Source organism: Sphingobium sp. TB-6 (genome assembly GCF_012927365.1).
Classification (GTDB): Bacteria; Pseudomonadota; Alphaproteobacteria; order Sphingomonadales; family Sphingomonadaceae; genus Sphingobium.
Genome location: NZ_JABBGL010000013.1, coordinates 1 through 17,158, shown reverse-complemented (window position 1 = coordinate 17,158; position 17,158 = coordinate 1). Strand labels below are relative to the sequence as shown.

15 protein-coding genes are annotated in these 17,158 nt (G+C 63.2%); 9 read left to right on the top strand and 6 right to left on the bottom strand.

Going from position 1 to position 17,158, the window contains the following annotated elements:
* Positions 1-61: 61 nt before the first annotated feature.
* The gene (locus HHL26_RS16790; RefSeq protein ID WP_066552827.1) at positions 62-2,473 is read left to right on the top strand and encodes a ligase-associated DNA damage response DEXH box helicase; all 2,412 of its coding nucleotides are present in this window, start codon (positions 62-64) and stop codon (positions 2,471-2,473) included.
* Between the two features lie 24 nt (positions 2,474-2,497).
* Here HHL26_RS16790 and HHL26_RS16785 read toward each other — a convergent pair whose 3' ends face one another.
* A complete protein-coding gene (locus HHL26_RS16785; RefSeq protein WP_066561204.1) occupies positions 2,498-2,980 on the bottom strand; it encodes a hypothetical protein in 483 nt (160 codons plus the stop codon).
* 85 nt (positions 2,981-3,065) lie between these two features.
* Between HHL26_RS16785 and gyrB the strand changes: the two genes are divergently transcribed.
* Genes gyrB through HHL26_RS16770 form a run of 3 tightly spaced genes read left to right on the top strand, consistent with a single transcriptional unit; the run spans position 3,066 to position 6,641 of the window.
* On the top strand, positions 3,066-5,573 hold the full coding sequence (gyrB, locus tag HHL26_RS16780) for a DNA topoisomerase (ATP-hydrolyzing) subunit B (RefSeq protein ID WP_087574014.1): 2,508 nt from the start codon (positions 3,066-3,068) through the stop codon (positions 5,571-5,573).
* Between the two features lie 4 nt (positions 5,574-5,577).
* Positions 5,578-6,141, top strand: coding sequence for a DNA-3-methyladenine glycosylase I (locus HHL26_RS16775; RefSeq protein ID WP_066552833.1), 564 nt, complete (start codon positions 5,578-5,580; stop codon positions 6,139-6,141).
* 29 nt (positions 6,142-6,170) lie between these two features.
* The gene (locus tag HHL26_RS16770; protein WP_145907450.1) at positions 6,171-6,641 is read left to right on the top strand and encodes a membrane-like protein; all 471 of its coding nucleotides are present in this window, start codon (positions 6,171-6,173) and stop codon (positions 6,639-6,641) included.
* A 327-nt stretch (positions 6,642-6,968) separates the two neighbouring features.
* Here the strand turns inward: HHL26_RS16770 and ppa are convergent, their stop codons facing one another.
* Positions 6,969-7,511, bottom strand: coding sequence for an inorganic diphosphatase (ppa, locus tag HHL26_RS16765; protein WP_066552837.1), 543 nt, complete (start codon positions 7,509-7,511; stop codon positions 6,969-6,971).
* 40 nt (positions 7,512-7,551) lie between these two features.
* Positions 7,552-9,471: a M61 family metallopeptidase gene (locus HHL26_RS16760; protein WP_066561207.1), complete on the bottom strand. Its 1,920-nt coding sequence runs from the start codon at positions 9,469-9,471 to the stop codon at positions 7,552-7,554.
* Between the two features lie 152 nt (positions 9,472-9,623).
* On the opposite strand from HHL26_RS16760, the gene hisS reads away from it, so the two are divergent.
* The 4 genes from hisS (at position 9,624) to HHL26_RS16740 (ending at position 13,931) form a co-directional block, all read left to right on the top strand.
* Complete coding sequence (gene hisS / locus HHL26_RS16755) at positions 9,624-10,886, top strand: histidine--tRNA ligase (protein WP_066552847.1); 1,263 nt, start codon at positions 9,624-9,626, stop codon at positions 10,884-10,886.
* Positions 10,883-11,977, top strand: a complete 1,095-nt coding sequence (prfA, locus tag HHL26_RS16750) for a peptide chain release factor 1 (RefSeq protein WP_206377505.1) — start codon at positions 10,883-10,885, stop codon at positions 11,975-11,977. The genes hisS and prfA overlap by 4 nt, the downstream gene beginning before the upstream one ends.
* A gap of 20 nt (positions 11,978-11,997) precedes the next feature.
* On the top strand, positions 11,998-12,819 hold the full coding sequence (prmC, locus tag HHL26_RS16745) for a peptide chain release factor N(5)-glutamine methyltransferase (RefSeq protein WP_066561210.1): 822 nt from the start codon (positions 11,998-12,000) through the stop codon (positions 12,817-12,819).
* A 317-nt stretch (positions 12,820-13,136) separates the two neighbouring features.
* Positions 13,137-13,931 (top strand): DUF4167 domain-containing protein, encoded by a 795-nt coding sequence (locus HHL26_RS16740; protein WP_066552860.1) that lies wholly within the window; start codon positions 13,137-13,139, stop codon positions 13,929-13,931.
* 97 nt (positions 13,932-14,028) lie between these two features.
* Here HHL26_RS16740 and HHL26_RS16735 read toward each other — a convergent pair whose 3' ends face one another.
* Both HHL26_RS16735 and HHL26_RS16730 read right to left on the bottom strand, forming a co-directional pair.
* Entirely contained in the window at positions 14,029-14,406 is a 378-nt protein-coding gene (locus HHL26_RS16735) for an acyl-CoA thioesterase (protein ID WP_066552866.1), read from the bottom strand.
* Entirely contained in the window at positions 14,399-14,698 is a 300-nt protein-coding gene (locus HHL26_RS16730) for a hypothetical protein (protein WP_066552868.1), read from the bottom strand. Before HHL26_RS16730 ends, HHL26_RS16735 begins: the two co-directional genes overlap by 8 nt.
* A 74-nt stretch (positions 14,699-14,772) precedes the next feature.
* Here HHL26_RS16730 and HHL26_RS16725 point away from each other — a divergent pair, with 74 nt between their 5' ends.
* The gene (locus HHL26_RS16725) at positions 14,773-15,201 is read left to right on the top strand and encodes a CBS domain-containing protein (protein ID WP_066552870.1); all 429 of its coding nucleotides are present in this window, start codon (positions 14,773-14,775) and stop codon (positions 15,199-15,201) included.
* 6 nt (positions 15,202-15,207) lie between these two features.
* Here HHL26_RS16725 and HHL26_RS16720 read toward each other — a convergent pair whose 3' ends face one another.
* The gene (locus HHL26_RS16720) at positions 15,208-16,695 is read right to left on the bottom strand and encodes a lipopolysaccharide biosynthesis protein (RefSeq protein WP_197672737.1); all 1,488 of its coding nucleotides are present in this window, start codon (positions 16,693-16,695) and stop codon (positions 15,208-15,210) included.
* Positions 16,696-17,158: the final 463 nt, after the last annotated feature.

Here is a 17,158-nt window from a genome sequence, read left to right as displayed (position 1 = left end):
TTTGAGGTGAGGCCGCGTTGAACAGGATGACGTTTAAATGTTCTCATCCTACATCCCTCCCATGAACCAACGCCTACCCGAACCCTTGGAGCAATGGTTCACCTTGCGCGGCTGGACGCCCCGCCGCCACCAGCTCGACATGCTGACCGCCGCCCGATCGGGCAGCCATGCGCTGCTCGTCGCTCCCACCGGGGCGGGCAAGACGCTCGCCGGTTTTCTTCCGACCCTGACCGATCTGATCGAAAAGCCGGGCGAGGGTCTCCACACCCTCTATGTCTCGCCGCTCAAGGCTCTCGCCGTCGACGTCCGTCGCAACCTGCTGACGCCGATCGAGGAAATGGGCCTGCCGATCCGCGTCGAAACCCGCACCGGCGACACGCCTTCCGATCGCAAGGCCCGTCAGCGCGCCCGCCCGCCGCAGATCCTGCTCACCACTCCGGAATCGCTCTCCTTATTGCTAAGCTATTCCGACAGTTTCCTGATGTTCGCGGACCTCAAGACGGTCATCATCGATGAAGTCCACGCCTTCGCCACCCAGAAGCGCGGCGACATTCTCAATCTCTCGCTCTCCCGCCTCCAGAGCATCAACCCCGGCCTCCGTCGGGTCGCCCTGTCCGCCACCGTCGCGGATGTCGACGCCTATCGCGCCTGGCTCGCGCCGGATGGGGACATCAACGCCGTCACCCCGGTCATCGGTGAGGCGGGCGCCGACCCCCATGTCGCGATCCTCATCCCCGAAGGCCGCATCCCCTGGTCCGGGCATTCCGGCAAATATGCCGCGCGGCAGGTCATGGAGGAAATTGAGCGCCGCGCCACGACGCTGGTCTTCTGCAACACGCGGGGTCTGGCCGAACTCATCTTCCAGTCGCTTTGGTCGGTGAACGAAGCGAACCTGCCCATCGCCATCCATCATGGTAGCCTCTCCATCGAAGCCCGGCGCAAGGTCGAGGCGGCGATGGCGGCGGGAAAATTGCGCGCCCTCGTCGCCACCGCCTCGCTTGACCTGGGCGTCGACTGGGGCAATGTCGATTGCGTGATCCAGATGGGGGCGCCCAAGGGCAGCTCCCGCCTGCTCCAGCGCATCGGCCGCGCCAATCACCGGCTCGATACGCCCAGCGAAGCCATTCTCATCCCCGGCAACAGGTTCGAATATCTCGAAGCCCGCGCTGCACTCGACGCCGTTGAGGCGGGTGAGCGCGATGCCGACGATTTCCGCCCCGGCAGCCTCGACGTGCTGGCCCAGCATGTCATGGGTCTCGCCTGCGCTGCGCCCTTTCGCGAAGAGGAATTGCTGGCCGAAATCCGCTCCGCCACGCCTTATGGCGCGCTGACGGAAGAGGCCTTCGCCAACGTCCTCCACTTCATAGAGGGCGGCGGCTATGCCCTGCGCGCCTATGACCGCTTCAAGCGCCTGACCCGTGACGCGGATGGCACATGGCGCGTCTCCCACCCGCGCTTCATCCAGCAGCATCGCCTGAACGCGGGCATCATCGTCGATCAGCCCGCGCTTGCCGTCCGCTTCGCCAATGGCCGTAAGTTGGGCACGGTGGAGGAGGGGTTCGCCGCGACCCTAAGCCCCGGCGACTGCTTCTTCTTCTCCGGCGCCGCGCTGGAGGTGGTGCGGATGGACACCACCGACCTGATCGTCCGCGCCACCTCCAAAAGCGCGCGCATCCCAAGCTGGGGCGGCACTCGCATGGCGATGTCCACGCGCCTGGCTGATCGTGTTCGCCACTTCCTGGCCGAACCCGGCCAATGGTCCCGCTTCCCCGACGATGTGCGCGAGTGGCTGGAGGTGCAGAAATATCGTTCGGCTTTGCCCGAACCGGGGCAACTGCTCATCGAAACCTTTCCGCATGAAGGGCGCCATTATCTGGTCTGCTACAGTTTCGAAGGCTGGAACGCGCATCAATCCCTGGGCATGCTTCTCACTCGCCGCATGAATGCGCAGGGGCTGATGCCGATGGGCTTCGTGTCCAACGACTATGCGCTCGCCGTCTATGGCTTGAAGCCTATCACGGACCCGCAAAGCCTCTTCTCCGCCGACATTCTCGACCATGAATTCGTCGAATGGGTCGAACAGTCGAGCCTGCTCAAGCGCGCCTTCCGCGACGTGGCGGTGATTTCCGGCCTGATCGAGCGCCAACATCCCGGCAAGCGCAAGACCGGGCGGCAGGTCACTTTTTCGACCGACCTCATCTATGATGTGCTGCGCAAATATCAGCCCGATCATCTGCTGTTGAAGGCCGCATGGGCCGACGCCCGCGCCCGCATGACCGATGTGGGGCGTCTGGGCGACCTGATCGACCGCGCTTCGGCCACCATGCTGCATATCGAACTCGATCGGGTGAGTCCGCTCGCCGTTCCCGTGCTGATCCTCATCGGCCGCGAGCAGGTTGCCCAGCATGACGTGGAGGACGCCCTGCTGATCGAGGCCGAAGCCCTGGTGACGGAGGCCATGCGGACGGATTGAATCCGCCCTGTGGTGGACTCCGGCTTAACCCGCGATCAGGCGGATCGCGGCGCTCGAAACCCAGCCGCTGAGGCAGGGGCCGTCATAGGGTTGCTTGCGGTCCACCGGGTCGGAGACGCCGCAATCGGCGGGAGCCGCCGCATTGTCCGCCGCGGGTTTGGGGGCCAGCACGACCCCCAGCCATTTCTGGTCGATGCTGCGGGTACAGACCCAGGCGCGGCTCCCCTCCACTATCCGGGCGATTTCCTTCGCTTCGGCAAAGGGCGCGGCGCGCACGGCCAGACCCTTGGCGCCAACACGGACCACCTGTCCCATGGCGCCGCAGGCGTCGAGGCGCTGGCCGTCCTCCCCGATCATCACCGGGCGAGTCAGCGTCGATTCCAGGCGGGTTTCCGGCACATCCTCACGCGGCGCGCCGGCCAGCGAGCTGTTGGGCAAATCCTCCAGCACGTCGCTGCTTTTGGAACAGGCGGCCAGCATCAGGGCCAGGGCAAGGACGACACGCATAGCTGCCTGATAGACCTTGCTTCCCATGGGCGAAAGGCGGCATGTTTCGCTTTAGTTTCTTGGGCCTTTTCCCTATATGCTCGATATGAGCGAGGAAAGTCAGAACAGCCCCAACAGCAACGCCTATGGCGCCGACAGCATCAAGGTCCTGAAAGGTCTGGATGCCGTGCGCAAACGGCCCGGCATGTATATCGGGGACACCGATGACGGCTCCGGCCTGCATCATATGGTGTTCGAAGTCAGCGACAACGCGATCGACGAGGCGCTGGCCGGTCATTGCGACCGCATCCTCATAACGCTGAACCCGGACGGCTCGGTGAGCGTCGAGGATAATGGCCGCGGCATCCCCACCGGCATCCACAAGGAAGAAGGCGTGTCGGCGGCAGAGGTCATCATGACCCAGCTCCACGCCGGGGGTAAGTTCGAGAATACCAGCGACGACAATGCCTATAAGGTGTCGGGCGGCCTGCACGGCGTGGGCGTGTCGGTGGTGAACGCGCTCAGCGAGTTTCTGGACCTTCATATCTGGCGGGACGGTAAGGAGCATTATATGCGCTTTGCCTATGGCGACGCCGTGGCGCCGCTCAAAGTCACGGGCGATGCGCCTGCGGGCAAGAAGGGCACCCGCGTCACCTTCCTCCCCTCGACCGAGAAAGTGCCCGGCGACGGCGGCACCTTCAAGAATCACACCGAATTCGATTTCGAGAAGCTGGAGCATCGCTATCGCGAGCTGGCGTTCCTGAACTCCGGCGTGCGGCTGTTCCTGGCCGATGCGCGGCATGAGGAAAGGAAGGAAGTCGAGCTGTTCTATGAGGGCGGCATCGCGGCCTTCGTGAAATATCTCGACCGCAACAAGCAGCCGCTGATGCCCGATCCGATCGCGATTTCGGGCAGCCGCGACGATGTGACCATCGACGTCGCGCTGGAGTGGAACGATTCTTATTATGAGAACGTCCTCTGTTTCACGAACAACATCCCGCAGCGGGACGGCGGCACGCACCTTGCCGCCTTCCGTGCGGCGCTGACTCGGACGCTCAACAATTATGCCGACAAGTCCGGCATGTTGAAGAAGGAGAAGGTGTCGCTGACCGGCGAGGATATGCGCGAAGGCCTGACCGCCATCGTGTCGGTCAAGCTGCCCGATCCCAAATTCTCGTCGCAGACCAAGGACAAGCTGGTCAGTTCCGAAGTCCGCCAGCCGCTGGAAAGCCTGATGGCCGACAAGATGGCGGAGTGGCTGGAGGAGAATCCCGGCCACGGCAAGATGATCATCCAGAAGGTGATCGACGCCGCCGCCGCCCGCGAGGCCGCGAAGAAGGCGCGTGAACTGACCCGGCGCAAGGGGGTGATGGACATCGCCTCGCTGCCCGGCAAGCTGGCCGACTGTCAGGAACGCGACCCGGCCAAGTCCGAACTCTTCCTGGTCGAGGGTGACTCGGCAGGCGGTTCGGCCAAGCAGGGCCGCAACCGGCATAATCAGGCGATCCTGCCCTTGAAGGGCAAGATCCTGAACGTCGAGCGCGCCCGCTTCGACCGGATGTTGTCGTCCAAGGAAGTCGGCACGCTGATCCAGGCGATGGGCACCGGCATTCGCGACGATTTCAATCTGGAAAAGCTGCGCTACCACAAGATCGTCATCATGACCGACGCCGACGTCGACGGCGCGCATATCCGCACGTTGCTGCTGACCTTCTTCTATCGCCAGATGCCGCAGATCATCGAGGCGGGGCATCTCTATATCGCCCAGCCGCCGCTCTACAAGGCAACGCGGGGCCGGTCCGAGGTCTACCTCAAGAACGAAGCCGCGCTGGAGCAATATCTGGTCGACAATGGCGTCGAATCGATGGCGCTGGAAACGACCGGCGGGATGCGCTCTGGCGACGATCTGCGTTCGCTGATCGAGCATGGGCGGCGGATGCGCGCCGTGATGCGCTATGTGCCGCGCCGCTACAATCCCGCGATCATCGAAGCGTTGGCGATCAACGGCGCGCTCGATCCGGAACTCAGCCATGAGGCGCAGGCCGAACGGCTGGCGAACACCGTCCGCTGGATGCACGCGCAGGATGAGGAAGGGAGCTGGAGCGGCCGCATCGCTGAGGAAGGCGGCTTCCATTTCGAACGGCTGTGGCGCGGCGTCACCGATCACCACATGATCGAGGCAGGATTCATCGGATCGGCCGAGGCGCGCAAGCTGCACAGTTTCGCGGCGGAGGAAGCGGATAGCTATCGGACTACCAGCCGTCTGGTGACGGCCAAGGCTGCCGCCGCCGCCGAGGAAGCCGGGGACGACGATCTGCCGGTCGCTTCCAAGCGTTCAGTGGCCGTCACGCGGCCGAGCGAATTGCTGGAAGCGATCCTGGCGTCCGGGCGCAAGGGGCTGGCGATCCAGCGCTATAAAGGCCTTGGCGAGATGAATGCCGAGCAATTGTGGGAAACCACGCTGGACCCGGACAATCGATCCATGCTGCGGGTCGAGGTCGAGCAGGCGGATGTCGCTGACGAAATCTTCACCCGCCTGATGGGCGATGTGGTCGAGCCGCGGCGCGAGTTCATCCAGGACAATGCGCTGAACGTCGCCAATCTGGACGTCTGATCTCATGGAGCGGGTCCGTTGCGGCTGGGCCGGGACCGACCCGCTTTATTGCGCCTATCATGACGAGGAATGGGGCGTACCGGAACGCGATTCGCGGATGCTCTGGGAAACGCTGATGCTGGAGGGATTCCAGGCCGGGCTTAGCTGGATCACCGTCCTGCGCAAGCGGGAGACGTTCCGGTCCGCCTTTGCCGGTTTCGATCCGGACAGGGTAGCCGCCTTTGACGAGGCCGATATCGAGCGGCTGATGGGCGATCCCGGCATCATCCGGGCGCGGGCGAAGATCGAGGCGACGATTCGGGGCGCGCAGATCTTTTGCGCCATGCGCGACCGGCGCGAGGATTTTTCCGCCTATGCCTGGGGCTTTGTCGATGGCGGGCCGATCCGCAATGACGGCGTGACCTTTCCGGCGAAGACCGAGCTGTCCGAAGCGATCTCCAAAGACCTCAAGAAACGCGGCTTCAAATTTGTGGGGCCGACCATCGTCTATGCCTGGATGCAGGCTGTGGGGATGGTGAACGACCATGCCGCGACCTGTTTCCGGCGGGATCAAGTCGCAAAAGCATGAGACGGCTCTGGCCCTTGGCCTTCGCTCTTATGGTGGCGGGCTGTGATGGCGAGAAGGAAGCGCCCGCCGTCAATATGCAGTCTCAGGCTTCCGCACCGATCGTCGTTCAGAACGAGGCGGTGAACCAAGCCGACCAAAATGGCGCGGAAAGGGTTTCACGTGAAACGGACGTGGAACCGGCCCTCGTGCCTCCAGCCTCCGGTCGCCCTGCCAAGGATTATAGGGCGATCGGCACCGAGCCCTTCTGGGCGGTGACGGTGAAGGGATCGACCGCGACATTGGAGCGGCCGGACAGGGCGCCGCTCCGCTACGCGGTTTCGCGCAACGACGACAAGCGGGCGATCCGGTATCTGGGGGATGGCTTTTCAATGACCGTCACTGAAGGACCGTGCAGCGATGGGATGAGCGATGCCGTCTGGTCCGAACGGGTTGCGGTCGCCTTTGGCGAGGGGACGCTGAACGGCTGCGGCGGTTTGCGGGATGATCAAGGTCGGCCTTGAGATGGGCTTGATCCTTCGCCCGCATGGCACGGGGAGGAGGAAGATGTCCGCAAATGGCCAATGCAAGCCATTGAGCGCATCCGTGTTCCTGCGAAGGCAGGAACCCAGTTCTGCCGCTTGTGGATCATCGCACCGTAGGAACTGGGCTCCTGCCTTCGCAGGAGCACGATGCGCTTCAAGAAAAAGCGCTAAGCAGACCGTCCGCCTTCCACCCATTCCGCTCTACGGCGGGCATATCCAGCACGGCATTTCGACAGACGCATATGCAAAAAAAGGGCCGCGTAAAATCATCCACGCAGCCCCTTTTATCCACTATAATCGTTTGCTTTAAGCGGCCTGCTTGCCAGCCTTGTAACGCTCGATCGCTTCCAGCGTGATGCGGCGGGCGTCTTCCGCGCCGCCCCAGGTGCCGATCCGCACCCACTTGGTCTTTTCCAGATCCTTATAGTGGGTGAAGAAATGTTCGATCTGCTCCATCACGATGCCGGGCAGATCGTCCTTTTCATCGACGTCGCTGTAATAAGGGAAGGTCTTGTTGTCGGGCACGCAGACCAGCTTTTCGTCGCCACCGGCTTCATCTTCCAGATTCAGCACGGCGATGGGACGGGCGCGCACGACCGATCCGGGCACGAAGGGCGAGCGGGCGATGACCAGCGCGTCCAGCGGATCGCCATCGGGCGACAGGGTGTGCGGCACGAAGCCGTAATTCGCCGGATAGCGCATCGGCGTATGCAGGATGCGGTCCACGAACAGAGCGCCCGATGCCTTGTCGAACTCATATTTGACAGGTTCCCCGCCGACCGGAACCTCGATGATGACATTCAGGCTGTTGGGTGGATCATCCCCGACCGGGATCAGTTCGATATTCATGGGACTTCAAGCCTTTGTAAACGCGTTGGTCTTCGGGCGATTATGTTTTCGGTTTCAGCAGCCGGTCCAGGCTGCCTTCACCCTCTCCTGTCTTTTCGAGGCGCGGATAGCGCAGGCCGCCGGAATATGCGAGGGTCAAAGTGCGGTAATATTTATCTTGGCGTAGGATGATCTGGAGCGGCTTTCCGGACCTGATCGCGGCCTTGAACACATCGCCCGAATATTCGTCGCCGTTGATCGCGACGATTTTGGAGCCGATGGCGAGGCCCGCCTTGAAGGCTGGGCTGTCCCAGACGACGTTGGAAATCTCGCCGTCATTCTTGACGATCATGCCGATGCCGAAGCTCTGATCGGTGAATTTGCCCGACCCCTCGGCCGCCTTGGTGATGGCGCCCGGCGTGTCGCCATAAACCAGCTTGTAGCCGCCCAGCGCGAAGCCGCCCTTGGGCGTTTCCTTTGTCGTGCTGTCGACATATTTCTGGAAGAAGCCCGCCCAGTCATAGGGCGCGACGCCGTTCAGCGTCTTGATCACGTCGCCGCGATTATAGACGACCTGACCCCAGTCGCCCGGATTGATCCCGAAGAAAGCCTGGGCGAAATCATCCAGCCCCTTGGCGCCCTTGGTCTGCTGACGGATGATCGCATCCGCCTCCAGCCAGATCATCAGGCCTTCGTTGTAATAATCCTCCGACCGCTGCCAGCTCGACCAGCCTTTGGGCCGACGGGCGGAGATGATGGGATCATGGGTGGTGTCCTCCATCGGCCGCCATTCGCGGCCCTTGGCGGTGTCCAGCTTCGCCGCGATATGGGCATAGGCGTCCAGCGTTTCCTGCTTGTTGAACAGGCCTGACCGCGCACCCAGCACATAGCCCCAGAATTGCGTCTGCCCTTCATAGACCCAGAGCAGATTGTCCTGCATCGGCACGTTGAAATCGGGCGTCCACAAAAGGTCCGGGCGGCGGAACTTGCCGTCCCAGCTATGGGTGAATTCGTGCGGCAGCAGGTTGCGGTCCAGCAGCGCGTCGCCATCGCCCCATTTCTTGAAATAGCCCGGCTCGACCTGATTTTCGGAACTGCGGTGATGCTCCAGCCCGATGCCGCCCATCTCGTCGGTGATGGCGAACAGGAAGTCATAATGGTTGAAATGATAGGTGCCGAACAGCGCGCCTGCTTCGTCCACCAGCTTCTTGTGTTTGGCGATCTGGTCGGGCTTGGCATCCAGCTCGTCGGCATCGTCCGCAACGATGTTCAGCGTCACATTATGGCCAAGGTCGACGGGCTTGAAATACCGTCCCGCGAAGACCGGCGAATCCTGCAAGGCTTCATAATCGATCACGTCATAGGCGACCGTCGATCCGGTCTTCTTGCCCCGCAACGCCGTCGCCGCCTGCCAGCCTTCGGGATAGGTCACGGTCGCCTGCACCGGAATCTGGCGCGTATAATAGCCCGCCGGATAGAGCGACACCGACTCCCACTGGATGTTCAGCATCTTGGGCGTCACGACGACCCGGCCCTGATTGGGCTGGGTGGCGGACAGGAACTGGAAGCTTGCGACGACCTGCTTCGTCCCCTGCGGCACGTCGATCACAAAGCCGTAGACGTTGAGCGGATCGCGCTTCCACGCCAGCGGCTTGCCGTCGGCGGTGAAGCTGATGCCGTTGACCTTTTCAATGGCTCCGCGCGGCGCATGATTGCCCGGCAGCCATTGCGGCACCAGCAGCGTCATCGGGCCGGCGGCGGCGACGGGGATCGTCTCCTTGACGCGGAAGATGCGCTGCACCGTGTCGGTGGCGTCGACCTCCAGCTTGATCGTGCCGCCGGGATAGGGAATGTCCTTGGGCGTGGGCGCGGCATTGTCGACCGGCAGCGCCGTCGGCTTGGAGCGGATTGCATCCTGCGCGACCAATGGTCCTGCGATAGCCGTAGAAAGGAAAAGGGCGGCAGCAAGGCTGCGGATCATGAACATCTCCGAAAAAGCTTGTGGTCGAACGACCGTATAACAACAGAATGGCGAGCCAATCCGCTCTCGTCCACCCTGAACAATGCTCGCGACATATTGGGACAAAAAAGCGCGTTTCCTTGAAGCATCTTTATCGTTAAAGGCGCTCCCCCATGGCCAAGATTGAAACGCCGCGTCCGGTGCGCGGCACGCAGGACATGCTGGGCGGCACCACCGAAGCGTTCCAGGAACGTTTCGCGCACGTAGTCGCCACCTTTGAGCGGGTGCGAAAGCTCTATGGATTCCAGCGGGTGGAAGTGCCCGTCTTTGAATCGACGGCGGTGTTTGCCCGGTCGCTGGGCGAAAGCACGGACGTCGTTTCGAAGGAAATGTACACGTTCGAGGATCGCGGCGGCGACAGCATCACCCTGCGCCCCGAATTCACGGCGGGCATTTCACGCGCCTATATCACCGAGGGGTGGCAGCAATATGCGCCGCTGAAAGTCGCGACCCATGGCCCGCTGTTCCGTTACGAGCGCCCGCAAAAGGGCCGCTTCCGCCAGTTCCACCAGCTCGACGCCGAGATCATCGGCGCGGGCGAGCCGGGTGCGGATGTGGAACTGCTGGTTCTGGCGGATCAGTTGCTGCGCGAACTGGGCGTGTCGGAAGGCGTGACGCTCAATCTCAACACGCTGGGCGACGGGCCGAGCCGCGACGCCTGGCGGGCGGCGCTTATCGCGCATTTCGAGGCGCATCGCGACCAGCTTTCCGAAGAGAGCCTGGATCGTTTGCAGCGCAATCCGCTTCGCATCCTCGACAGCAAGGATCCGCGGGATCGCCCGGTGGCCGACAGCGCGCCAGACATCGACGCCTATCTGACCGACGAAGCCCGGACCTTCTTCGAAAAGGTGACGGCGGGCCTCGATGCGGCGGGCGTAGCGTGGGAGCGCAATGCCCGGCTGGTGCGCGGCCTCGATTATTATCGCCACACGGCTTTCGAGTTCATCACCGATCGCCTGGGCGCACAGGGCACTGTGCTCGGCGGCGGGCGTTATGACGGGCTGATCGAAAATCTCGGCGGTCCCTCGACCCCGGCGGTCGGCTGGGCGGCGGGGATCGAGCGGTTGGCGATGCTGGTGGATATGCCGGAGATTGCCGGACCCGCTGTAGCCGTCATTCCCATGGGTGAAGCGGCTGAAATCAAGGCCACCGGCATCGTAGCCGATCTGCGCCGCGCCGGCGTCGCCTGCGACATGGGCTATCGCGGCAATATGAAGAAGCGGATGCAGCGGGCCAATGCCTCGGGTGCGGCCTGGGCGGTGATCCTGGGCGACGACGAGCTGGCGCGGGGCGAGGCGGCTGTCCGCAATCTGGGTACGGGTGAGCAGCAGGCCGTTGCATTGGATGCACTGATCGAGAAGTTCGCGACACTCTGATGCACATTTCCGCCGAACGCATCGCGCAGATCGAGGCGCGCCGGGACGAGGTGCAGGCGTCGATGACGCGCGCCGACCTCGCGCCGGAAGAATTTGTGCGGCTGTCCAAGGAATATGCCGAGATCGAGCCGGTGGCCAAGGCCGCCCATGAGGTCCGCCGCCTGCGCCAGGAACTGAGCGCCCTCGAATATATGGCGGGCGGGGAGGATGCGGATGCCGATCCGCTGATGCGCGAAATGGCGCAGGAGGAGATGCGGCTCATCAAGGCCCAGTTGCCGGACGCCGAACGCGCCCTCGCGCTCCAGCTTCTGCCCAAGGATGCCGCCGATGCGCGCCCCGCCATGCTGGAAATCCGGGCGGGCACAGGCGGCGACGAAGCTGCTCTGTTCGCGGGAGACCTTTTCCGCATGTACCAGCGCTATGCCGATACCCAGGGCTGGAAGATGGAGATGCTCTCCGCCAATGCCTCGGAAGTCGGCGGTTTCAAGGAAGTGGTCGCCAGCGTCACGGGCACCGGCGTCTTCGCCAAGTTGAAGTTCGAAAGCGGCGTCCATCGCGTCCAGCGTGTTCCGGCCACTGAAAGCGGCGGACGCATCCATACTTCGGCGGCGACTGTCGCTGTGCTGCCGGAACCCGAAGAGGTCGACGTCCAGATTGCCGATGGCGACCTCAAGATCGACATCTACCGCGCTTCGGGCGCGGGCGGCCAGCATGTGAACACCACGGACTCCGCCGTGCGCATCACCCACTTGCCGTCCGGTATCGTGGTGACGCAGCAGGACGAACGCTCGCAGCACAAGAACAAGGCCAAGGCCATGCAGGTGCTGCGCGCCCGCATCTATGAAGTGGAACGCGAGCGCGCCCAGAGCGAACAGGCCGGCGCGCGCAAGGCGATGGTCGGTTCGGGCGACCGTTCGGAGCGCATCCGCACCTATAATTTCCCGCAGGGCCGGGTGACGGATCATCGCATCAACCTGACGCTGCACCGCTTGCCCGAAATCCTCGAAGGGCCGGGCCTGTCCGAAGTCATCGACGCGCTGATGGCGGAGGATGAAGCCGCCCGCCTCGCCCAATTGGATGGAGTGGCGTGAGCGTATCCGGCTCCGTCCATATTCCCGAAACCCTCCGCGCCACTAGCGCTCGCCTTGCCCCCATCAGCGGCACGCCGCGTCTGGACGCCGAACTGCTTCTCGCCCATGCGCTCGGGATCGACCGCAACGAGCTGCTGATGCGCCAGCGCGACCTTAGCGTCCCGCCCTGCTTCGAAGCCCTCATCGAACGCCGCCTCACCGGCGAACCCATCGCCTATATCATCGGCATGCGCGATTTCTGGACGATCAGCCTGCATGTGACGCCTGACGTTCTGATTCCCCGCCCGGACACCGAAACGCTGATCGAGGCCGCCGTCGACCATTTCGGCAGGAGGACGCCTGCCCGTATCCTCGACCTCGGCACCGGCTCCGGCGCGCTGCTGCTCGCCGCGCTCAGCCAATGGCCGCAGGCGAGGGGGACCGGGGTAGACATTTCGCCTGCCGCGCTGGCGGTGGCGCAGGGCAATGCCGATTGCCTGGGTCTTGGCGCGCGTGCCGACTTCCGGCTGGGCAACTGGGCGGAGGGGCTGGACGGCCCGTTCGACCTGATCCTCATCAACCCCCCCTATATCGCGCGCGACGTCGTGCTTGCGGGCGATGTCCTTCACGAACCCGAAGGCGCGCTTTTCGCCGGAACGGAGGGGCTGGACGATTATCGCCGGATCGCGCCGATGCTGCCGCGCCTGCTGGCATCGGACGGCATGGCCGCGATCGAGATCGGTTATGACCAGCGGACCAGCGTCTCGGCCTTGCTTGCCGATCAAGGACTTAGCGTTTCGGCGCGCCGCGATCTGGCCGGGCACGACCGCTGTCTGGTCGCGACGCCGGCACCCCTGGCGTGACCGGGTGAAGGATTTGCGCCGACACAAGCTAAAATTGCTTGGTTTATGGCCTGGAAGCCACTACATGGGGCTTAGGGACGGCACTATCCTGAGGATCTGCCCTGTGGGGCTGCGACAAGAAAAGGCCGTTTTCCCGCTCCTTCAAAGTCACGACGGCGCTGCTGCGCAAGCGCCTCTGGCAGGTCAAGGGCATGGGCCGATCGCTCGGCCCCTGTCCGGCGGAGCCTTACCCGGCCTGATGGTCAGGCCGTGCTGAAGGATGGCGACTGAACAGTGTTTTCAGTGAATGATGGCAAAGTGAACGCAAGGATCAGCTCTTGATCAACAACAGGCAGGCCGGCCGCCGCAATCGCGGCCGGAACAACAATAATGGTCGTCCCAATGGTGGCAATCGGGGCGGTGGTGACAACGGCAACCGGATCGACAACCGCGCGCGCGGCAATGCGGCCCAGCTTCTTGAAAAATACAGGAATATGGCTCGCGACGCCCAGATGGCGGGCGATCGGGTGAATGCGGAATATTATCTGCAATTTGCCGACCATTATTTCCGCGTCCTTGCCGATAACCGCGCCCGGCAGGAGGAGCAGCAACAGCGCTTCCGGCCCCGCGATGAAAGCTTCGACGAGAATTTCGACGATTTCGACGGTGGCTATGAAGGCGGCGAGGAAGTGCGCGCCGATCAGGTTCCCGATCGCGGCCAGGACTTTGATCGTCGCCGTGACGAGCCGCGCGACTATCGTGAAGGCCGGAACGACCGCAATCGGCGGGATCGCAATGACCGCAATGATCGCAACGAGCACCGCCGTGAGCGCCCGCCGGTTGAGGAAAGCGTCGTCGAGGAAGCCGTGAAGCAACCCCGGCCTAAGGTTGCTCCCGAACCGGTTGCCGCCGCGCAGCCGGCCCCGGCCCCGGAACCGCAGCCCGAAGCGGAGGCTCCCCGCGCGCGCCGCGGCCGTCCGCGCAAGGCGGCGAAGGAAGAGGGACAGGGCGGTCTGGATCTCGCCGTGCTGCCGCCCTCGATCGCTCGCGCCGACAATGATGCCGAACCCGTCGAGGAAGCGCCGCGCAAGCGCACTCGCCGCGCCCGGCCCGCGGCTGAAGCGGCCGAATAAATCCCGATCCCTGCCCGATGGCGGGATGATGAAAAAAAGGGGACAGTGCTGATGCGCTGTCCCCTTTTTTGTTGTCCTCCGGCACGGCTTTGACGGATCAGGCGACCGGCAACGGACGCGGCCGGTGATTTTCGTCCAGCGCGACGAAGGTGAACAGGCCGCTTGTCAGCTCGACCTTCGTCTCTTGCGGGCCTCGCGTCGCGATGACATCGATCCGGATGGCGACGGACGTGCGCCCCCGCCGTTCCTCATGGGCATAGACCGACACGATATCGCCCAGCAGGATCGGGGCAATGAACGTCATGCTCTCGATCGCCACCGTCGCCACGGCGCCCTGAGCGATCCGCGTGGCTACGATGCCGCCCGCAATATCCATCTGGCTCAGCACCCAGCCGCCAAAGATATGCCCGTTGGCGTTGATGTCCGTGATGTGCGGAACCACGCGCAACACCACTTCGCCCCTTTGTTCAGTCATCACTGGAAACCTCGTCTTTCATCCGGTCGATGACCTGTTCGTCATGCCCCGTTCCGCTCGACAGAAATGCCAATGCCATCAAACCCGTCCCCAGCATGAAGGTCAACCAGACGCCCAATATCGTCGCGATGATCATGTGGATCGGCATGGGCCCCGCCCATAGCCGCAGAAACAGCAAGGCGACCCCCACGCACAGCGCGCCGGCCAGCGCCATCCACCCCATGATCCGACGGAATCGCCGCCAGGCGACCCTTGCAATCTCCGGATCATCAAGGCCTTGTTTGTGCGTCATCCCTTTCCTTTGGGGTGTGAAAGTGGGATCATCAAGGGACTGAGGCATTTAGTCGACAGGGAGGGAGATGGATCATGACGATCGCGGCGATTTTGCAACGCAAGGGACAGGATGTCGTCCAGGCGCAATCGAGCGACACGGTCCTTTCCGTGGTGCAGTTGCTCGCCCAGCGGCGGATCGGCTGCGTGCCGGTGGTGGATGACGGCAAGGTGGTGGGCATCTTTTCCGAGCGCGACCTGGTCTATCGCGTGGCGCAGGAAGGAGCGGCGGTGCTGGAACGCCCCGTGGGCGAGATCATGACCGCCCCGCCGATCACGACCGATGATCGGACTCCCGTCATCCACTGCCTGTCGTTGATGACGAAGCGGCGCATCCGGCACCTGCCCGTCGTGGTCGACGGCGCGCTTGTCGGGCTGGTGTCGATCGGGGATCTTGTGAAGTTCCGCATCGACAGCATCGAATCGGAAGCGGCTTCCCTGCGCGACTATATCCAGACGGCCTGATTCGTTTCAGGCGGGCGCCTGCACCGGCGGCGCCCGCCGCACGACCAGCGCGACCAATTCCAGCAGAGTGCCCCGCGCGCACAGCATCAATGCGGCCAGAAAGGCGAGCCCGCCCGCCGGCACCAATATCCCCAGCCGAATCGGCGCGGCGAGTGGCGGCAATATCCGGTCGACCGCCATCACCGCCGCAGCCATCAAGAGGGAGCAGCCAAGCCCCGGCGCCGCCGCGCGCATCAGGTCGATCAGCCGCAGCCCCATCGGCGCACCCGCCAGCCGGGCGGTGATGAGCGTGAGAATCGGGAAGGCGCAAAGCCATGCCCAGGCCAGGCCGATGGCGCCGAATCGAATCCCGATGAAAAAGGCGGCCGGCATCAGCACCGCGCCCACCGCCGCCACCCGCGCGGTCGTCCCCGGCCTTCCCAGGGCATTGCTGACCGGCGCGAACATCACCTGCAACGTCATGAACGGCATGGCGAGAGCGAGAATCGCGACGAAGGGCGCCATATCCCGCCACTTCGCGCCGAACAGGGTTTCGACCAGCGGCCCGGCCGTCGCCGCCATGCCCAGATAGACCGGGCAGGAAATCAGCAGCAGCAACCGCACCGCCTTGCAGAAGGACCATGCGATTCGCGCCGGGTCCTTCTGCATCCGCGCATAGGCTGGAAAGGCGACGTCATTGAGCGGCGGGATGAATTTGCTGACGAAAATCTGCGTCAGGAACAGCGCTTCGGCATAAAGGCCCAATTGATGCGGCTCCAGCACCCGCCCGCCGATGAAGATATCGGCCTGGCTCTGCACGATCCAGAAAAGCTGGCCGCCCAGCAGCGACGCGCCATAGGCGACCATCGCCCCGGTCCCGCGAAAATCGAAGCTGGGAATCGGCCTGAACCTGGTCGCCAGCACATAGCCTATGCCCTTGACCCAAAACCCCGCAATGGGCGCGAATACCAAGGTCCACACGCCCCAACCCGACAGCGCCCCCGTCAGCGCCACAGCCGCCGAAGCGATGGCCGCGATCAGGTTGACCAGCGCGGGCCGCCGAAAATCCATCGCCCGGCCCATGATCGCCTCGGGAATCGAGATGAAGGGCGTGGATAGATATAGCAGCGCCTGCACGCGCAAGAGCTGCGCGACCATGGGCTGGTCATAATAGCTCGCAGCCAGCGGAGCGACCGCGAGCTGCGCCAGGGCAAGCCCGCCGTTCAGCAACAGCATGATCCCGAACGCCTGCCGCAGCTTATGCGTCTCGATCGTCTCGGACTGCACCAGGGCGCTCACCAGCCCATAGCCATTGAGGAAGGTCGCAAAGTTCAGAATCACCTGAGTCATCGCAAACAGGCCGTAATCGGCCGGATCGAGCAGCCGGATCACCGCCAGAGTCACGATCCAGCTCAGCATTTGCGCCACGATCTGGCTGCCCGATCGCCAGAGAATCGCGCTTCTTATCCTTGTGCCAAAACCGGCGTCGTCCGCGTCGGCGTCCTGCAAACCCATTGTCATTCCCAATTTCTGGAGCGTTGTGTCTCGTGAAACCGCTCTATCGGCCAAGTTCCAAAAAATTCTGAAACAAAAGTGCAAAAAGGGTTTGACGGTTCAGGAAGCCCTCCATATATGCCCGTCTCACCGGACGGGACAGCGCCACTGAGGCACTGGAATGGACGGTCGCCAACATAGACGGACGCCAAGTCCCTCGCACGAAAGTTCGAGGAAGATTGGTTGTCCGCTTCTGATTTTGGTGTGTTCTTTGACATTGTTGATTGATGAAGGGACATGTGGGCGGCGGCTCCGGGTCTTGGCGGCTTTCAGGCGCTGGGTACTCGGTTAAATTTAGCCAGACCTCACAATGTCCTTACGTAACCATGTAAGAAATTTGTGCAGGAATGGCTCCTGAAAATGAGCGGTTCATGTTTGGGCTTATTCCGCCTGGATATGGATCGGACATCAAACTTGAGAGTTT

Excerpts from the sequence above, each read along its gene's own strand:
- HHL26_RS16790 (WP_066552827.1), top strand. The coding sequence starts at position 62 with ATGAACCAACGCCTACCCGAACCCTTGGAGCAATGGTTCACCTTGCGC.
- HHL26_RS16785 (WP_066561204.1), bottom strand. The coding sequence starts at position 2,980 with ATGCGTGTCGTCCTTGCCCTGGCCCTGATGCTGGCCGCCTGTTCCAAA.
- gyrB (WP_087574014.1), top strand. The coding sequence starts at position 3,066 with ATGAGCGAGGAAAGTCAGAACAGCCCCAACAGCAACGCCTATGGCGCC.
- HHL26_RS16775 (WP_066552833.1), top strand. The coding sequence starts at position 5,578 with ATGGAGCGGGTCCGTTGCGGCTGGGCCGGGACCGACCCGCTTTATTGC.
- HHL26_RS16770 (WP_145907450.1), top strand. The coding sequence starts at position 6,171 with ATGGTGGCGGGCTGTGATGGCGAGAAGGAAGCGCCCGCCGTCAATATG.
- ppa (WP_066552837.1), bottom strand. The coding sequence starts at position 7,511 with ATGAATATCGAACTGATCCCGGTCGGGGATGATCCACCCAACAGCCTG.
- HHL26_RS16760 (WP_066561207.1), bottom strand. The coding sequence starts at position 9,471 with ATGATCCGCAGCCTTGCTGCCGCCCTTTTCCTTTCTACGGCTATCGCA.
- hisS (WP_066552847.1), top strand. The coding sequence starts at position 9,624 with ATGGCCAAGATTGAAACGCCGCGTCCGGTGCGCGGCACGCAGGACATG.
- HHL26_RS16735 (WP_066552866.1), bottom strand. The coding sequence starts at position 14,406 with ATGACTGAACAAAGGGGCGAAGTGGTGTTGCGCGTGGTTCCGCACATC.
- HHL26_RS16730 (WP_066552868.1), bottom strand. The coding sequence starts at position 14,698 with ATGACGCACAAACAAGGCCTTGATGATCCGGAGATTGCAAGGGTCGCC.
- HHL26_RS16725 (WP_066552870.1), top strand. The coding sequence starts at position 14,773 with ATGACGATCGCGGCGATTTTGCAACGCAAGGGACAGGATGTCGTCCAG.
- HHL26_RS16720 (WP_197672737.1), bottom strand. The coding sequence starts at position 16,695 with ATGGGTTTGCAGGACGCCGACGCGGACGACGCCGGTTTTGGCACAAGG.